Origin of the sequence: Megasphaera sp. UBA4382, from assembly GCF_002391155.1 — a bacterium.
Taxonomy (GTDB): Bacteria; Bacillota; Negativicutes; order Veillonellales; family Megasphaeraceae; genus Megasphaera; species Megasphaera hexanoica.
The window spans coordinates 1-17,856 of the sequence record NZ_DGRS01000061.1 but is presented as its reverse complement, the minus strand read 5'-3'; the positions used below and the strand labels follow the sequence as shown (position 1 = coordinate 17,856).

At 48.5% G+C, this 17,856-nt stretch carries 13 protein-coding genes; 12 read left to right on the top strand and 1 reads right to left on the bottom strand.

Annotated features, from left to right (window positions below):
- Positions 1–8 precede the first annotated feature (8 nt).
- The 5 genes from B4H10_RS07185 to B4H10_RS07165 all read left to right on the top strand — a co-directional run bounded on the left by B4H10_RS07185 (position 9) and on the right by B4H10_RS07165 (position 4,997).
- The gene (locus B4H10_RS07185; protein ID WP_292018537.1) at positions 9–1,175 is read left to right on the top strand and encodes a pyridoxal phosphate-dependent aminotransferase; all 1,167 of its coding nucleotides are present in this window, start codon (positions 9–11) and stop codon (positions 1,173–1,175) included.
- Complete coding sequence (locus B4H10_RS07180; RefSeq protein ID WP_059075680.1) at positions 1,172–2,392, top strand: dicarboxylate/amino acid:cation symporter; 1,221 nt, start codon at positions 1,172–1,174, stop codon at positions 2,390–2,392. Before B4H10_RS07185 ends, B4H10_RS07180 begins: the two co-directional genes overlap by 4 nt.
- A gap of 142 nt (positions 2,393–2,534) precedes the next feature.
- Entirely contained in the window at positions 2,535–3,524 is a 990-nt protein-coding gene (locus B4H10_RS07175; RefSeq protein ID WP_059075681.1) for a 2-dehydro-3-deoxygalactonokinase, read from the top strand.
- A gap of 17 nt (positions 3,525–3,541) precedes the next feature.
- Positions 3,542–4,183: a bifunctional 4-hydroxy-2-oxoglutarate aldolase/2-dehydro-3-deoxy-phosphogluconate aldolase gene (locus tag B4H10_RS07170; RefSeq protein ID WP_059075682.1), complete on the top strand. Its 642-nt coding sequence runs from the start codon at positions 3,542–3,544 to the stop codon at positions 4,181–4,183.
- A 13-nt stretch (positions 4,184–4,196) separates the two neighbouring features.
- Positions 4,197–4,997: a gluconate 5-dehydrogenase gene (locus B4H10_RS07165; RefSeq protein ID WP_075581507.1), complete on the top strand. Its 801-nt coding sequence runs from the start codon at positions 4,197–4,199 to the stop codon at positions 4,995–4,997.
- Between the two features lie 113 nt (positions 4,998–5,110).
- Here B4H10_RS07165 and B4H10_RS07160 read toward each other — a convergent pair whose 3' ends face one another.
- Positions 5,111–6,124, bottom strand: coding sequence for a LacI family DNA-binding transcriptional regulator (locus tag B4H10_RS07160; protein WP_234995333.1), 1,014 nt, complete (start codon positions 6,122–6,124; stop codon positions 5,111–5,113).
- A 355-nt stretch (positions 6,125–6,479) separates the two neighbouring features.
- On the opposite strand from B4H10_RS07160, the gene uxaC reads away from it, so the two are divergent.
- The 7 genes from uxaC to rpoB form a co-directional block, all read left to right on the top strand.
- Positions 6,480–7,892 (top strand): glucuronate isomerase, encoded by a 1,413-nt coding sequence (gene uxaC, locus B4H10_RS07155; RefSeq protein ID WP_113856263.1) that lies wholly within the window; start codon positions 6,480–6,482, stop codon positions 7,890–7,892.
- A 108-nt stretch (positions 7,893–8,000) separates the two neighbouring features.
- The gene (locus B4H10_RS07150) at positions 8,001–9,335 is read left to right on the top strand and encodes a gluconate:H+ symporter (protein ID WP_059075685.1); all 1,335 of its coding nucleotides are present in this window, start codon (positions 8,001–8,003) and stop codon (positions 9,333–9,335) included.
- Positions 9,336–9,408: 73 nt separating this feature from the next.
- Complete coding sequence (locus tag B4H10_RS07145; RefSeq protein ID WP_292018536.1) at positions 9,409–10,875, top strand: tagaturonate reductase; 1,467 nt, start codon at positions 9,409–9,411, stop codon at positions 10,873–10,875.
- A 164-nt stretch (positions 10,876–11,039) separates the two neighbouring features.
- On the top strand, positions 11,040–11,984 hold the full coding sequence (locus tag B4H10_RS07140; RefSeq protein ID WP_059075686.1) for a sugar kinase: 945 nt from the start codon (positions 11,040–11,042) through the stop codon (positions 11,982–11,984).
- A 12-nt stretch (positions 11,985–11,996) separates the two neighbouring features.
- Positions 11,997–12,977 (top strand): bifunctional 4-hydroxy-2-oxoglutarate aldolase/2-dehydro-3-deoxy-phosphogluconate aldolase, encoded by a 981-nt coding sequence (gene eda / locus B4H10_RS07135; protein ID WP_236699625.1) that lies wholly within the window; start codon positions 11,997–11,999, stop codon positions 12,975–12,977.
- Positions 12,978–13,134: 157 nt separating this feature from the next.
- On the top strand, positions 13,135–14,391 hold the full coding sequence (gene tyrS, locus B4H10_RS07130; protein ID WP_059075687.1) for a tyrosine--tRNA ligase: 1,257 nt from the start codon (positions 13,135–13,137) through the stop codon (positions 14,389–14,391).
- A 231-nt stretch (positions 14,392–14,622) separates the two neighbouring features.
- On the top strand, positions 14,623–17,856 hold a 3,234-nt coding region (rpoB, locus tag B4H10_RS07125), incomplete at its 3' end, for a DNA-directed RNA polymerase subunit beta (RefSeq protein ID WP_292018535.1).

The window sequence follows — 17,856 nt, the reverse complement described above, 5'->3', positions numbered from 1 at the left end:
GGAGTAATATGGTTGTTTTAAGCAAAAGAGCCCAAAACCTTCATCAAGGGGCTATCCGGGCCATGTTCGATAAAGCAGCAACTATGGATCGTGTTATCAGTATGGGCATTGGAGAGCCCGATATGGCAACACCTATGCCCATCTGCGAAGCTGCAGCTATGGCACTGCGGAATGGTCAGACACACTATACGCCGAATGCAGGGACATTAGAATGCCGGCGGGCTGTTTCTGAATGGGGCAGTATAAAAGAACTTCATTATGATCCTCAAACGGAGATTATTATCACGCCTGGAGGAATGGGAGCATTATCTTTGCTCTTGTCCGTTATTGTGGAAGATGGTGTTGAAATACTGATTCAGGATCCTCAATGGTTGAATTATGCCAGTCAGGTTCAATTTTTTGGAGGCATTCCAGTTTCTGTTTCTACGTGTGCAGAACGAGGGTTCGTCATTCAGGCGGAAGATATAGAGCACAAAATTACGGAAAAAACCAAAGCTCTTATGCTGAATTCACCTAATAATCCGACGGGAGCTGTCATTCCAGAAGAAGAACTTGGAAAAATTGCAGAAGTGGCTATCCGCCACGATCTTCTCGTAATTTCCGATGAAGTATATGATACGCTGTATTATAAGGATAAACCCGTTTCTATCAGTACTTTACCTGGAATGAAAGAAAGGACCGTTGTCATCAATAGCCTGTCTAAAGCATTTGCAATGACTGGATGGCGGATTGGTTTTGCTGCCGGACCTGCGGAAATCATTAGCAAAATGGTACCTGCCCAGGAAAATATCAGTGCTTGTGCTAATGCGCCAGCCCAGGCAGCAGCGGTGTATGCTTTACATCATCCTGAATTATCGGAAACATTGTGCACGATATTCAGGCAAAGGCGTAAGATTATCACGGACGGTCTGAATGCGATACCGGGGATTTCCTATGATGAACCTGCTGGAGCCTTTTATGTATTTCCCGATATCCAATCTTTCGGAATGACGAGTTCTGAATTCTGCAATCGCCTGCTGGAAGAAGAACATGTAGTCTGTATTCCTGGCAGTGCATTTGGACAGGCGGGGGAAGGGTACATGCGCATGGCCTATACGTGCAGTGAGGATGAGTTAGTGGAAGGATTGCAACGGATAAAACGCTTTTGTGAAACCATAAGGGGGAATCAGATATGAGTAGTGTATTCAGGTACATGAATCAACATTTTGCACTGTGTTTGTTTGGAGCGGTCATTGTTGGTATTGTTCTTTCTTTTGTCATGGGAGAGCAGGTCGTATTGTTGAAGCCTCTGGGTACTATTTTTACCAGACTTCTGGTTATGATCGTACCTGTATTGGTATTTTTTTCTATTGCGTCTTCCTTTGCGAACATCGGCGATGCTACCCGGATGAAACGGTGGGCTGGAAAAATTATTGGATGGTTTGTTCTTTCGATGCTGATAGCCACGTTTTTAGGCATTGCTATGGGGCTTATTTTTAAACCAGGTCTGGGCATTGAATTGCATTCTGCTGATTTTAAAGTGACAGAAATTACAGTTGATATGTTTATTAACTGGCTTCCTAAGAATTTTGTTGGCTGCATTGCAGAAGGAAATACTATCCAGATTGTGTTCTTGTCCATTTTTGTAGGAATAGCTGTGGTCATGATGCCTGAAGGAAAATCTAAGACATTCCTGACTAATATTCTTTCGTCAAGTCAGGATTTGATCTTGCAGATTGTAAAAGGAATCATGTATTATGCGCCTATTGGGGTGGCGGCTTTAATGGCTACGTCTATAGGAGAATTAAAAGGTTCGTTTGTTTCTCAGATGGGTAGTTTTCTGGCGGCTTACAGCATTGCCTTTGTTCTGCAGGTAGCTATCGTATATTTCCTGCTTTTGTATGTTATTGGCAAAATTAATCCATTCCGCTTTACCAGAAAAATGTTTCCTGCGCTGATTACCGCTTTTACAACGACCAGTTCGGCGGCTACTCTGCCTGTAAACCTCCGTTGTGTCAAAGAAATGGGAGTCGATAAGGAAATGACAGACTTTGGCCTTCCCCTGGGAGTTACATTTAATATGGATTCAATGGGGATTGAAATCCCTCTATATATCATGTTAGGGATGTATGCTGTAGGAACTGCACCTACTATTGGGCAGCTTTTCCTTTTTGTTATCATGGGGATAGCCTTTTCGATAGGTTGTGCCGGTGTTCCAGGTGGTGGACTGGCCATTGCCGTCATTCTGGTTAATGCGTTCGGATTGCCGACAGAAGTTGTTGCCTGGATTGCAGCAGTATTCTTCTATCTGGACATTACAGGAACGCCTATGAATATATGGGGAGATGCAGTTTGCACGGCTATTGTAGCAAGCAAAGAGGGTAAAATTGATTGGGATAAAATGAATTCTTAAGTTTTGATTGTAAAGAGCCGGTACATGCCTGTGCCGGCTCTTTTGAAAATCAGATATGATAGAAATGCGTTTCTTTCATGGACAAGTCTGGTTGTACCATGCTACAATGCAAGTAGTGGTATGGTGCAGAAAGGGTGATGATATGTATATTGCAACGATTGATGGAGGGACGAGTAATACCCGCGTTTTTGTCTGGCATGATGGCATCATTGCCGGACAGGCAAAGGCGGCTGTTGGTGTGCGTAATACGGCTATGGATGGGACGAATCAGAGATTGCAGGAAGCTGTCCGGGATACTTTGGCTGAGGCGGCCCGCATGGCGGGTGTTGCAACTGGTGATATATCGATCGTATTGGCAGCGGGAATGCTGACGAGTAATGTGGGACTGTGCGATATTCCTCATGTGACAGCGCCAGTCAGTCTCGAAGGGCTGGCTCAGGCCATGGTAGTCAAAGAATTGCCTGCTATATGCCAGCAGCCACTATGGTTTGTCCCCGGTGTACGGAACTGTGATCCGGCAACGCTCACTCCGGATCAGAGTATCGATATGGATATGATGCGTGGCGAAGAAGTAGAAGCGGCCGGTCTATTGGCACAAGCGGCTCCTGAGGGAAAAGCCGTATTCGTCCTGCCGGGCTCACATAATAAATATGTTATGATTGATGAACAGCAGCGTATACAGGGATGCCTGACAACGTTATATGGCGAACTGCTTCATTCCCTGACATTTGATACCATACTGGCCGATACACTGAACCGGTCATTTGCATCAGAATTTCTGGCAGGACCATTCCGGAAGGGCGTCAGTGATTATTATCAGATGGGACTTTTACATGGTGCTTTTATGACGCGGATCCTTGGGATGTTCTGTCATTATACGGCACAGGAAGCGCAGAATTATCTCCTTGGGCTGCTCATGGCGGATGATATGACGGCACTGAAGAGAAGCCGGATTTTTGCCGGATTGGAAAAAGCCATCTTTGTCGTAGCCGGTAATACGGTCATGCAAAAAGCCTACGAGGCAATCCTGAAAAAAGATGGTTATCAGGTCGTGCTGGCCGCAGAAGAACAGCAACAGGCCTTATCTGGCCGGGGCGCCCTTTATCTGGCAGGTTTGCGCGGACTGCTTTAAGGGAAAGGAGAATGGACATGAGTTTATTGCAAGACATGCTGGATGCTAAAATTATTTCTATTATCCGCGGCGTTGCCAGTCAGGATATTGTGCCAGCTGTAGAAGCTCTGCAGCACGGGGGCGTGCGCTTTGTCGAAGTGACCTACCGGCCTGGTGATGAAGAAGCCTGCAAGGATACGCTGCGGAGTATTGCTATCCTGCAAAAACAGTTTGGCGGCCGGATGCATATTGGTGCCGGTACCGTCCTTTCTGTAGAGCAGGTAGAAGATGCGGCACAGGCCGGAGCCGAATTCATCATTTCACCGAATACGAATACGGATGTCATCCGGTATACTAAGCAGAAAGGCCTGATTTCACTGCCTGGAGCTTATACGCCGACAGAAGCCGAAACGGCCTGGGAAGCCGGGGCCGATATTGTCAAAATTTTCCCGGCCGGTAATCTGGGACCTTCGTATTTCAAAGCCGTCAAAGCGTCTTTATCCCAATTGCGCTTATCGGCTGTTGGCGGCGTATCGGAACATAATATTGGAGATTTTCTGGCGGCTGGCGTAGATTCCTTTGGTATTGGCAGCAATCTGGTCAGTGCTGACCGGGTGCGCCGCAGAGATTTTGACGAAATTGAGAAAGCTGCCGCCTTTTATACAAATGCTGTACGATAAGGAGGAAATAGACATGAGTTATATGGATATGTTTTCCCTGAAAGGAAAAGTCGCTCTCGTTACTGGCGGGTCATATGGCATAGGGTTTGCCATTGCCAGAGCCTATGCCCGGGCTGGAGCCCGCATCGCCTTTAATTGCCGCAGCCAGGAACATCTGGACATGGCCATGACTGCCTATGAAAAAGAAGGAATTGAGGCCCAGGGGTATATTTGTGACGTGACAGATACAGAGAAAGTCCGGGATATGGTAGCAGATATTGACGCCAGCCTGGGGACCATTGATATCCTCGTCAATAATGCCGGCATCATCAAGCGGATTCCTATGTGTGATATGGATGAAGCGGATTTCCGTCAGGTCATCGATATCGACCTCGTCGCACCGTTCATCGTATCCAAAGCGGTTATCCCCGGCATGATTGCCAAAGGTGAAGGAAAAATCATCAATATCTGCTCTATGATGAGCGAACTGGGCCGGGAAACGGTATCGGCTTATGCGGCTGCCAAAGGCGGTCTCAAGATGCTGACCCGTAATATCTGTTCGGAATTTGGCGGAGCCAATATCCAGTGCAACGGCATTGGCCCGGGATATATTGCAACGCCCCAGACTGCCCCACTCCGGCAGCGGCAGTCTGATGGTTCCCGTCACCCTTTTGATGCCTTCATTGTTTCCAAGACGCCGGCAGGCCGGTGGGGGACTACGGAAGATTTGGAAGGACCGGCTATTTTCCTGGCCTCGCATGCTTCCGACTTTGTAAATGGGCATATTCTTTATGTTGATGGGGGAATCCTTGCCTATATTGGCAAACAGCCATAAGGTGTGGCTGCATAGAAAAACGAGGATGTGACAAAATGATTTTGACAGAGCATTTTGTTACATCCCCGGTATATAAAGGCTAAGAGAGTGAGACACGTTTAAAATGAAGTGTTTCACTCTTTTTTTGTCTGGAAGCTTTCCCGTTCTACAAGGATAGCACTGAATTCTGTGCGGACAGGGACAGGCTGATCCTGTCCGGAGAGAAGCTGGGTCATGGACTGGACGGCGCTGGCACACAGGCTGTCCAGCCTGTTGTCGATACTGCTCAGGGTAGGAGTGGCGCAGGTGGCAAGGATGGAATTGTTCCAGCCGATGACTGGTACATACCGGCCGTTTTCCAGGGCAGCTCTTTGTGCTCCGACGGCAAGAATGTCTTCTGATGTGACAATCGCATCGAAAGGAACATTGCGGGAGACAAGGTTTTCAATCGCTTTTTCAGCACCTTCCAGGTTGAGAGAAACTTGCTGGATGAGTGCCGGATTTTCTTTTATGCCCAGTTCTTTCAATCCCTGACGCAGGCCCTGCAGTTTATGACGGCCGCTGTAGGTGCGGACATCGTACAGATAGGCGATGTGCCGGCAGTGTTGTCTGGCAAGCGTGTGGACAAGACGCCGCATGCCTTCTGCTTCGTTACAAACGATGCTATAAATGCCAGGCTGGTGGTAATCGCAGTTGATGGTGAGAACCGGAATTTTGCCGGCAGCTGCAGTAAGGGCTGCAATATCAGGCTCTGAAGAAAAGACGGTGCCTACTGTAATCAGGCCGTCGACATGCTTATTGACCAGACCGGTGATATATGGGCTGTTATGACCTGTATTGGGGCCTGTGCAGGAGAGCATGATATCGAAGTGGTGCTGCCTCATTCCGTCTTCGATGAGGGATACGGCACGGGCAAAAAAAGCATCGGTCAGACTGGTACAGAGAACACCGACGATTTTCATAGAGTCCAGACCCAGACCACGGGCAAACGGATTAGGTGTATAACCCATGTCCTTTATGGCATCCAGCACGATGCGGCGCGTTTTTTCGCTGACCCGGCTGTTGCCATTAAGGACCCGCGACACGGTGGCAATAGATACATGACATTTTTTTGCTATATCATAGATGGTTACGTTCATATCCGACATAGGAGAACCTCTCTATCATCATGAAAAATCCTATATTTACATTGAGTATAGCATAAAATGAGAAAGAGAGTAAATACATATCGTGAAAGTGGTTACACAAAAAATACAGAAGCATTGCATTATACTAACTAGATGGAAAATGCGTGCATGTATCATAAGAAATAAGCTTTGCTACCGGATTTTTCAGGATATAATTGGTGAAAAAGTGATGTTTTGATGAGTTTAAGTTAATAAAAAACATAAATTATATCTATTTCGCATGAACATTGACAGACCGGTGGAGGCATGTTACATTTCTCTATGTAATAAATTATTGTAAGCGCTTACACAAAAATAGAGAGGGTGTGGCACGACGATGACAGAATTTATGACGGAAGATTTCCTGCTCCATTCCCGTACGGCGCGGCAGCTCTATCATGGATATGCCGAAACGGAACCTATTGTAGATTATCATTGTCATATTTCTCCCCGGGATATCGCTGAAAATCACCGCTTTTCCAGTATTACCGAAGCCTGGCTGGGTGGTGATCATTACAAATGGCGGCTCATGAGGGCCTGCGGGATACCTGAGCGGGATGTGACCGGTGAGGAAAGTGATTTAGAAAAATTCACAGCTTATGCGAAAGCGCTTTCTCGTGCGCCGGGCAATCCACTGTATCATTGGAGTCACCTGGAATTACGGCGCTATTTTGGCTGCCGGCAGGTATTATCAGAGCAGACGGCTCCGGATATCTTCCATCATTGTCAGGAAATACTGGAATGTGATGATAGTCTGCGCGTGCAGGGGCTTCTCCAAAAATCCCGGGTACGGGTCCTGTGCACGACAGACGATCCGGCTGATGATCTTCATTGGCATCAGGTGCTTCACGATAGCCAGTTCCATTCTGCCCGGGTCGTACCGGCGATGCGCCCTGACAGGCTGATGCACATTGAAGGAGATGATTTTTCTTCTTATGTGGAACAGCTGGGGGAATCGGCAGATATGACGATTCATACGTTTGCCGATATGTGCGATGCATTGAAGCGGCGGATGGATGTATTTGCTGAAATGGGCTGCCGGGCAGCCGACCACGCTCTGGATGAAGTCGTCTATCAGCCTGTGCCGGCGGCTTCGCTGGAACGTATTTTCCAAAAAGGACTGAGTCATAAAACTATCTCTTCAGATGAACGGGAACAGTATCTTACAGGCCTTCTCCTATTCCTGGCTGGTGAATACCGGCACCGGGGATGGGTCATGGAACTCCATATGGGGGCTCTTCGCAACGTCTATACCGATATGTACCGGCGTTTCGGGGCTGATACCGGGTACGATGCGATTGGCCGGTGCTGCAATATTGAAAAATTAGCCCGCTTCCTGGATCACCTGGAACGGGAAGGCAGTTTGCCGAAGACTATTTTATTTTCAGCGTCACCGTATGATTTGATGGCTCTTACGGTTCTGGGAGCATCTTTTCCCAAAGAAGGGATTGCGTCCCGTATCCAGCCGGGCGTTCCCTGGTGGTTCAACGATACGAAACAGGGGCTCCTCGACTATCTGACGATTGTATCGGAAGAAACCGTATTAGGTAATATGGTGGGGATGCTGACCGATTCCCGGTCGTTCTTATCGTATCCGCGTCATGAGTATTTCCGGCGTATTCTTTGTGACTGGCTGGGGAATCTAGTGGAATGCGGGGAATTTCCTGATGACGAAGCACAGCTGGCGTCGCTCATCCACCGGCTCTGTTATGGAAATGCCATATCGTTTTTCCAGTTTCCCTGTCAGTAAGGGGTTGCTTTTGCCTGTTATACTTTTACTATTTTAGTTTTAGTATTTATTTATCATTATTATGCAGACGGACAAGAAAAATGACAGGCTTGTCCAAAGGAGGTTATTATGGAACACTGGTTACCTGTGCTATGGGTAGTCGTAGCCATTGCCATGCTGTTGTTCCTGACCGTAAAGGTCAAGCTGCACAGCATGATTACGTTGCTCTTAATGGCTATTTTTGTTGCGTTTATGGAAGGGATGGATGCCGGTACACTGGTCAAGACGATTAGTAAAGGGGCTGGCAGTACGCTTGGCGGCGTCGGCCTTATCGTCGTCCTGGGGGCAGCTCTGGGCCAGCTCATGACCGACTGCGGGGCGTCCAAAAAAATTGCCGATACCATCGTCAAGCATTGTGGTGTCCGCACGTTGAAATGGGGCGTCCTTATCGTTGGTGTCATCTTTGGTATTTCCATGTTCTTTGAAGTGGCTTTTATGGTCGTAGTGCCGCTGGTCGTCAGTATTGCCAAGGAAGCCAAGGTTCCATATATGTTCCTGATTATTCCGGTTCTGGCAGCAGTTGCCCAGGCACACAGCATTTTCCCACCTCAACCGGGCCCGGTTGCCCTGGTGGACGCCTTTGGTGCTGACAGCGGCATGGTCTATCTTCTGGGACTGGTCGTCGTTATTCCGTCTATTATCTGTGCTGGTATTGTTTTACCAAAATTCCTCAAGGGAATCGACACCTATGCAGAACCTAAACTGGGGAATCTCAGCGAAGTGGCTGTCGGCCAATACAAGCTGCCACCGTTTCTGGTCTGCCTGATTATTCCCCTCCTGCCAGCTATTTTTATGATTGGCAATACGATCGTCGAAGCTACGGCTGGCAAGGGAACGGCCCTTGCTACGGCTTTTGGCTTCTTTGGCAGCCCGAATGTCAGCCTGCTTACGGCAGTTTTGGTCGCTATTTATGTATTCGGTATCCGTGCAGGCCGCACGGTAGATGAAACGTCTACGTCTATTACTAATGCAATCAAAGGTATTTCTACGGTGGTCCTCATCATTGGTGCCGGCGGCGTATTCAAACAGGTCATTGTCGATGCCGGTGTTGGACAGCATATTGCTGCCGCTGTTACAGGACTTTCTATTTCCCCGCTTATCCTGGCCTGGATCATTACGGTCATTATCCGCTGGGCTACAGGGCAGGGCGCCGTTTCAGCCATTACTGCAGCCGGCATTGTAGCTCCACTGATCCCCGTATTCCATGTGGATCCGACGCTGCTCATGCTGGCTACGGCTGCGGGCAGCAATACCATTACGATGCCGAATGATGCAGCGTTCTGGATGATGAAAGAAACGTTCAATCTTTCTATGGGACAGACATTCAAGACCTGGGGGCTCCTGGAACTTACCAACTCCGTCGTTGGTCTGGCAATTGTCCTCGTATTATCACTGGTCATTTGATGCAAAACACAAATCCGGATGCTGCCTGCCGGCGGTATCCGGGTTTTTCTCTTATCGGGAAGGAAAGGTGAAGATGATGAAATCTATTGAATCCTGTTTTACCCATAGCCGGCATCCGGTCCGGGTCCTGCAATTCGGGGAAGGACGGTTTATGCGGGCGTTTGTCGATTATGCCATTGATGTAGCTAATGAAGAACAGGGCTTTGATGGCAATGTGGTAATTGTGACGCCGCGGGCTGCCAGACGGCCGGAATCGTTTGCCCGGCAGCAGAATCTCTATACAGTACGCCTCCAGGGAATGCAGAATGGCCGGAAAGTCGTATCCGACCGGGTCATCACCTGCATTGACGATGTCCTGTCCCCTATTGCTGATTATGATGCCTATATGGCGTTGGCCAGACTCGATACGCTTGCATATATAACGTCCAATACGACCGATGGGGGTATCGTTTTTTCTCCCGGAGATAAGCTGGAAGACCGGCCGCCCCGGACGTATCCGGCCAAGCTGACTCAGTTCCTTTATGCGCGTTATCGCTATTTTAATGGAGCAGAAGATAAGGGACTGGTCATTCTGCCGGTCGAACTAATTGATCATAATGGCCGGACCCTGCGTGCCTGTGTCAATCAGTATGCTGCACTCTGGAATCTGCCGTCTGCATTTTCGCAATGGCTAGACAAGGCCTGCCAGTTTACGGATACTCTCGTAGACCGTATTGTCACAGGATATCCTGACGAACAAACAGCACAGGCGGTTCAAAAAGAACTGGGCTACACGGATGAACTCCTGGATATAGCTGAACCTTTTGCGCTCTGGGCTATTGAAAGTCCGGGACTGGAAAGACGGCTGCCCTTTACTTCGACCTATTTTCAGGCAGTTTTCACGACGGATATTACGGTGTATAAGGAACGGAAAGTGCGAATCCTGAACGGAGCACATACGTCGATGGTCCTTGGCGCCTATCTGGCTGGTCTGGATTATGTAGGCCAGTGTATGGCAGACGAAGATATCCGCCTATCGCTGGAACAGACGGTCTATAACGAAATCCTTCCGACGGTTCCTATGAATCAGAATGATGTGCGGTCGTTTGCCAATGCTGTATTTGAACGGTTTGAAAATCCCTTTGTCCACCATGAACTTCTGGCGATTTCCCTTAATTCGACGGCAAAATGGAGAGCCCGCATTCTTCCATCTTTGAAAGACAGTCTGCGTGCTACGGGACAACTGCCGCAGTGGCTGACCTATTCCATGGCAGCTCTGCTGGCTTTTTACCGTTCGCAGGACAAAGGAAATGATTGTCTCATCGGACACCGCGGTGGGGATACATATCCTATCCGTGACGATGCGGACAGACTGGCATTTATCGCTTCTCATGCGGCACTTCCTGATGTAGCGTATGTTGCGGCAGTCCTGAAGCAGATGGACTGGTGGGGCGAAGATTTGACAGAGATTCCCGGCTTTTCTCAGGCTGTGACCGATCATCTGAGCCGTATAGATACGATTGGCGTCCGTGCTCATATCCGGGAAATGCTGAAAAAATAATTTTTCTTCCTAACAAAAATATAACATAAATTCTAGTATGTTAGAAAAATATTGGTTTTTGATGGCGGCAGGAGAATTGATGTTTCCCTGTCGCCATGGTAGTATAAATAGAGGAATTTATAGTAAAAATAAATAGTATATCCGTTATGAAGGAGGCTGTTAGGATGGGTAAAGTCCTGACCATCGGGGAAGCGATGGGGCTTCTCGTTGCAGAAAGTGAAGGTCCGCTGGACCAGGTGAAACATTTTGAACGCCATGTCTGCGGCGCGGAATTAAATTATATTGTCGGCATGGCACGCCTGGGGTTTGATGCCTATTATGTATCCCGTGTGGGAAACGATCCTTTTGGGACATGTATCTGCAATTTCCTCCGGGAAAATCATATTCATGATACGTACGTACAGGTCGATGATGCGTATATGACGGGGTTCCAGATGAAGGAGAAAGTATCCTGTGGTGATCCGAAAGTTGCCAATATCCGGCGTAATACGGCATTCACTCATTTGACTGCAGCGGATTTTGCCGGTATCGACTGGCAGGGCGTGCAGCTTCTGCACGTGACCGGAATTCCTCTGGCATTGTCCGATAATTGTCGTCAAGCCATCGCTTTTCTCATGGAAGAAGCTCATCAAAATGGCGTGCCCGTATCCTTTGATACGAATCTCCGGCCCATGCTCTGGCCGGATGAACAGACGATGTGTGATACGGTATGCAAGTTTTCGCTCAAAGCCGATATCGTACTGCCCGGCCTGAGTGAAGCACTGCGGATTACAGGACTTGCTGATGAAAAGTCTATCGGCCAGTTCTATCTTGATCATGGTGTAAAAACTGTTGCCATCAAACTTGGCGGCAGTGACGGTGTCTATGTCTGCACGGCAGAAGAAACACATTATGTGCCCAGCTATCACGTCGATCATATTGTCGATACCGTTGGGGCTGGTGATGGATTTGCCGCAGGATTTACAAGCGGCCTGCTGGACGGGTTGTCTTTGTATGATGCGGCACGGCGTGGTGCGGCCATCGGTGCTCTGCAAATTCAGGTAGCCGGTGATAATGAAGGCCTTCCTACGCGCAGCCAGTTGCAGGAATTTCAGGAACGTGCGAAATAAGGAGGAAATAATATGATTAGTGAAAACATGAAAATGATGTTTGATATTGGACTTGTTCCACTCGTCGTCATTGACGATGCGGCAGATGCCGTTTCGTTTGGACAGGCCCTGGTCGATGGCGGAGTGCCCGTGGCTGAAGTTACATTCCGCACTGATGCCTGCCTTGATGCAATCCGGGCTATGCGCCAGCATGTGCCGGGACTCCTCGTCGGTGCCGGTACGGTGCACAACGTTGCCCAGGCCGATGCCGCTGTCAAAGCTGGTGCAGAGTTTATCGTTACACCGGCCTTTAATCCGGCTGTTACCCAGTGGTGTATCGACAATCACGTAGATATCGTTCCGGGTACGGTCAGCCCAGCCGATATCGAAGCGGCAAATGGCATGGGAATTGAAGTTTGCAAGTTCTTCCCGGCTGCTGCATATGGTGGCGTGAAGACGCTGAAGGCGCTGGCCGGTCCATTTCGTGATATGAAGTTCCTGCCTACGGGAGGAGTCAATCTCGAAAATATGACCGAATATCTTGACCTTTCCAATGTTGCCGCCGTCGGTGGCAGTTTCATGACACCGTCTGATATGGTCCGGAACAAAGACTGGGCTGGCATTACGGCGACCTGCCGTCAGGCTGTACATAATCTGCTGGGGTTTGAAATTTGTCATACAGGTATCCATTGTAAGACACAGGCGGAGGCAGAAGACGTAACGGATCGTCTGTGCGCACTCCTGGACCAGGAAAAAATCACTATTCCCGGGGTGTCTTATTTTGTCGGTACGGTTGTCGAAGTATGCTATCAGACTCTTCCTGGGGAAAAAGGGCATATCGGGATTGACACGCGCGATATGGAACGGGCTATGGCATATTACAAACACCGTGGCGTAGAATATGCTGATAATGGTCTGTTTTATGATGACCAGGGACGGGTCCGCCTGGCATATTTCAAGGAATTGTATCATGGTTTTTCCGTTCATCTTCGCCGGAAGCCCGTGGCAAAATAATTGATTGTCTGTCAACAGAGAATAAAGAAGGCTGCTGCATAAAACGAATCTTTGTGCGGCGCCTTCTTTTTCTATTGGAATGGGTTTGACGGACCGGGCCGGGTAGGCTATAATGAATAATTAGAACACAATCCTATGAAGATAAGGAGCCGATTTCATGAATATTATTGACGAACTGACCTGGCGTGGAGCCATCAATCAGATGACAGAAGAAGAAAATCTCCGCAAATTGACTGATGAAAAGAAAATCTCTCTGTATTGCGGCGTCGATCCTACGGGCGATAGTCTCCATATAGGACATCTTATTCCTTTTATGATGCTGAAACGGTTTGCCCTTCAGGGGCATCATCCTTATATCGTCATCGGCGGCGGTACCGGTGCTATCGGTGATCCCAGCGGCCGTAAGACGGAACGCAAACTGCAGACCATGGAAAAAATCCATGACAATGCGGAAAAGTTGAAAGCACAGTTTACTCATCTTTTTGGCGATGATGAAAATATTACGTTCGTCAATAATTTCGATTGGCTTTCCCAGATCAGCCTCCTTGATTTCCTGCGTGATTATGGTAAGTTATTCCCTATTAATGTCATGCTTGCCAAGGAAGTCGTAGCCAGCCGTCTGGAAGCGGGCATCTCGTTTACGGAATTTACCTATCAGATTCTTCAGGCTGTCGATTATGAACACCTGTACAGCAAATATGACGTGCAGCTCCAGGTCGGCGGTGCTGACCAGTGGGGCAATATCACCGGCGGCATTGATATGATCCGCAAGATGCATGGCGGCAATACGCCGGTATATGCGCTGACGATTCCTCTCATGCTCAAATCGGATGGAACAAAATTTGGCAAGACCGCCGGTGGAGCTATCTGGCTGGATCCGGAAAAGACATCTCCCTTTGAATTCTATCAGTTCTGGCTCAATCAGGACGATGCCGATGTCGTTAAGTATCTCAAATACTTTACATTCCTCAGCAAGGAAGAAATCGATGCCTTGGCGGAAGCTGTTGAAAAGGAACCGGAAAAACGCCTGGCCCAGCGCCGTCTGGCAGAAGAAGTCACCCGGTTCGTACATAGTGAACAGGCTCTCAAAGAAGCACAGAACATCACAGAAGCCTTGTATCACGGCAGCATTGCTGACCTTACAGAACATGAACTGGAACAGGCCTTTGGTAAAATGCCGACCGTCGATGTGACGGATGAAGAAAAAGATGTGGTTAACTGGCTGGTCGATTCTACTATTTATTCGTCCAAACGGCAGGCCCGTGAAGATATCACTAATGGTGCTGTAACAATCAACGGTATCAAAGTGACCAGCCTTGACGAAATCGTACGGCCACATAAGAATTCCAATGGTAAATATGTCGTCGTCCGTAAAGGCAAGAAAAAATATACACTGGCTAAAATCAGTAAATAAATAAAATTATATATTGACGGAAGCGACTCCATGTGCTATAATAACTCATTGCAAAATGTTCAATTTGCGAGTATGCTATTTGTGAGATACATGGAGGAACTGCTTCCGGTTAACAAAAATTAAGCAAGGTTCAATCTATTCTTGATATGGAGCCTTGCTTTTTTGTCGCTTTTCGCAAGTTTCACACACATTCATTGGTGATTTAGTTTTTATAAGGGGTGAAGTAACAGCATGTTCAAACCTGTACAAGTTGGGAAAAGGACCCGCTATACGTATGCGAAAATCAACGAAGTCTTGAAGATGCCGCATTTGCTGGATTTACAGATTAAATCCTACGAATGGTTTTTAGAAAAGGGACTCAAAGACATATTCAGGGATATTTCGCCGATTGAAGACGCTGCGGGGAATTTATCCTTATCTTTTGAAGATTTTAAATTAGGGGAACCGAAGTACGATATCCGTGAATGCAAGGAACGGGATACGACCTATGCCGCACCGCTCCGCGTCCAGATCCGTCTCGTCAACCATGTGACCGGCGAAATCAAAGACCAGGAAGTATTCATGGGAGACTTCCCGCTGATTACTGATACAGGTACGTTTATTATTAACGGTGCAGAACGTGTTATAGTCAGCCAGCTCGTCCGCTCACCAGGTGTGTATTATGGCCGTGAAATCGACCCCATGGGTATCCGTCTGTACAATTCGACGGTTATCCCGAACCGCGGTGCCTGGATTGAACTGGAAACGGACGCCAATGATATTGTCTATGCCCGTATCGACCGCAACCGGAAAATCCCTGTGACGGTACTTATCCGGGCCCTGGGCTGGTCTACCAATGCGGATATTCTCGACCTTTTCTATGATGATAAGCGCCTCAAAGCCACTTTCGAAAAGGATACGACCGAATCACAGGATGAAGCCCTTGTAGAAATTTATAAAAAACTGCGTCCTGGTGAACCACCTACGGTAGAAAGCGCCCGCAATCTTTTTGAAGGACTCTTCTTTGATTCCCGCCGCTATGATATGGCCCGCGTAGGCCGCTATAAGGCTGGCAAGAAACTGGGATGGCAGCGCCGCCTGTTCGGACTGACTCTGCATGAACCGATTGTCAATCCGGAAACAGGGGAAGTCGTCATACCGGCAAAAACGGAAATTGGCGACGCTGAAGTACAGAAAATCAAGGAAAGCGGTGTATTTTCCGGAGACGGACTGGCCATCGCTTTTGTTGAAAAAGCGGATGGTTCTGTCTACAAGATTATCTGCAATAACAGCAACTTGCCATATGAACACCGCACGATTACGAAGGAAGACATTATTGCCAACATCGATTATCTCCTCAATCTGATGGATGGCTTTGGCAACGTCGATGATATTGACCATCTGGGCAACCGTCGCCTGCGCTGCGTCGGAGAATTACTGCAGAATCAGTTCCGCATCGGCCTGACCCGTATGGAACGGGTTGTCCGTGAACGTATGACTATCCAGGATTCGGAACAGATCACGCCGCAGGTATTAATCAATATCCGGCCTGTCGTAGCTGCTATTAAAGAATTCTTTGGTTCCAGCCAGTTATCCCAGTTCATGGACCAGACCAATCCTCTGGCCGAACTGACACATAAACGCCGTCTTAGTGCCCTTGGCCCTGGTGGTTTATCCCGTGAACGCGCCGGGTTTGAAGTCCGCGACGTTCATCATTCCCATTACGGCCGTATGTGTCCGGTAGAAACGCCTGAAGGTCCGAATATCGGTCTGATTTCTTCTTTGGCCTGCTTTGGCAAGGTCAATGAATTCGGCTTTATCGAAGCACCGTACCGCCGCGTGGATAAGGAAACCCACGTCGTTACCAACGATGTACACTACATCACGGCTGATGAAGAAGAACAATATATCATTGCCCAGGCTAACGAACCGCTGACAGAAGACGGTCATTTCGTACACGAACGTGTCGCCTGCCGTCATGGGGAAGATACCCGTGAATTCCGTGCTGAACGGGTCGATTTCATGGACGTATCACCTAAGGAAGTCGTATCTGTCGGTACCTCTATGATTCCATTCCTGGAAAACGACGATGCCAACCGTGCCCTCATGGGTGCTAACATGCAGCGTCAGGCTGTGCCTCTTCTCCGAACCCAGGCTCCGCTTGTCGGCACCGGCATGGAATATAAGGCGGCCTGCGACTCCGGCGTCTGCATCCTGGCTAAACATGCCGGCGTCATCAAACGTGTTACAGGTGATGAAATTATCGTCAGCACTGACAGCGGTACAGAAGATACATACCGCCTGATCAAGTTTGTCCGTTCCAACCAGAGTACATGTATCAACCAGCGTCCTCTTGTGTATAAAGGCGAACATGTGGAAGAAGGCCAGGTGCTGGCTGATGGCATGGCTACCGATGGTGGCGAACTGGCCCTCGGCTATAACATCCTCGTCGCATACATGCCTTGGGAAGGCTATAACTACGAAGATGCTGTCCTATTGAGTGAAGATTTACCGAAAAACGATTTATATACATCCATCCACATCGAAGAATACGAATGCGATGCCCGCGATACGAAACTGGGATCTGAAGAAATTACCCGCGAAATACCGAATGTCAGCGAAGACAGCACGAAGAACCTTGACGAAGACGGCATCATCATGGTCGGTGCCGACGTATTCCCCGGGGATGTCCTGGTAGGCAAGGTCACGCCAAAGGGAGAAACGGAACTGACTCCGGAAGAACGGCTCCTGCGCGCTATTTTCGGTGATAAAGAACGGGAAGTCCGTGATACATCGCTGCGTGTGCCTCATGGTGAATCCGGTAAAATTGTCGATGTCCGTATTTTCTCCCGTGAAAATAATGATGAACTGCCGCCGGGCGTCAACCGTCTCGTCCGTGTATACATTGCCCAGAAACGTAAAATCCATGAAGGGGATAAGATGTCCGGCCGTCATGGTAATAAAGGTGTCGTTTCCCGCGTTATGCGCCAGGAAGATATGCCGTTCCTGCCGGATGGTACGCCGGTACAGATTGTGTTGAATCCGTTGGGCGTACCGTCCCGAATGAATATCGGTCAGGTATTGGAAACTCATCTGGGCTGGGCTATGCATGAACTGGGATTACAGATTAAAGCAATGGATCCGACACTGGAAAGCAAACTCCGGGCTGTTGGATATGATTATGATAAATATGGCATGCCGAAACCGGATAAAGCCGGTATCCACATTGCTACGCCGGTATTTGATGGTGCCCATGCAGAAGATGTCTTTGAAGCTCTGAAATTGACCGGTCTTCCGGAAGATGGGAAATCCATCCTCTATGATGGCCGTACAGGGGAACCGATGGACCGCCGTGTCACGGTCGGGTACACATACTTCCTCAAACTGCATCACCTCGTCGATGATAAAATCCATGCCCGTTCGACCGGCCCGTACTCTCTGGTTACACAGCAGCCGCTCGGTGGTAAAGCCCAGTTCGGCGGCCAG

Coding starts and splice junctions, on each gene's coding strand:
- B4H10_RS07185 (WP_292018537.1), top strand. CDS start 9: ATGGTTGTTTTAAGCAAAAGAGCCCAAAACCTTCATCAAGGGGCTATC.
- B4H10_RS07180 (WP_059075680.1), top strand. CDS start 1,172: ATGAGTAGTGTATTCAGGTACATGAATCAACATTTTGCACTGTGTTTG.
- B4H10_RS07175 (WP_059075681.1), top strand. CDS start 2,535: ATGTATATTGCAACGATTGATGGAGGGACGAGTAATACCCGCGTTTTT.
- B4H10_RS07170 (WP_059075682.1), top strand. CDS start 3,542: ATGAGTTTATTGCAAGACATGCTGGATGCTAAAATTATTTCTATTATC.
- B4H10_RS07165 (WP_075581507.1), top strand. CDS start 4,197: ATGAGTTATATGGATATGTTTTCCCTGAAAGGAAAAGTCGCTCTCGTT.
- B4H10_RS07160 (WP_234995333.1), bottom strand. CDS start 6,124: ATGTCGGATATGAACGTAACCATCTATGATATAGCAAAAAAATGTCAT.
- uxaC (WP_113856263.1), top strand. CDS start 6,480: ATGACAGAATTTATGACGGAAGATTTCCTGCTCCATTCCCGTACGGCG.
- B4H10_RS07150 (WP_059075685.1), top strand. CDS start 8,001: ATGGAACACTGGTTACCTGTGCTATGGGTAGTCGTAGCCATTGCCATG.
- B4H10_RS07145 (WP_292018536.1), top strand. CDS start 9,409: ATGATGAAATCTATTGAATCCTGTTTTACCCATAGCCGGCATCCGGTC.
- B4H10_RS07140 (WP_059075686.1), top strand. CDS start 11,040: ATGGGTAAAGTCCTGACCATCGGGGAAGCGATGGGGCTTCTCGTTGCA.
- eda (WP_236699625.1), top strand. CDS start 11,997: ATGATTAGTGAAAACATGAAAATGATGTTTGATATTGGACTTGTTCCA.
- tyrS (WP_059075687.1), top strand. CDS start 13,135: ATGAATATTATTGACGAACTGACCTGGCGTGGAGCCATCAATCAGATG.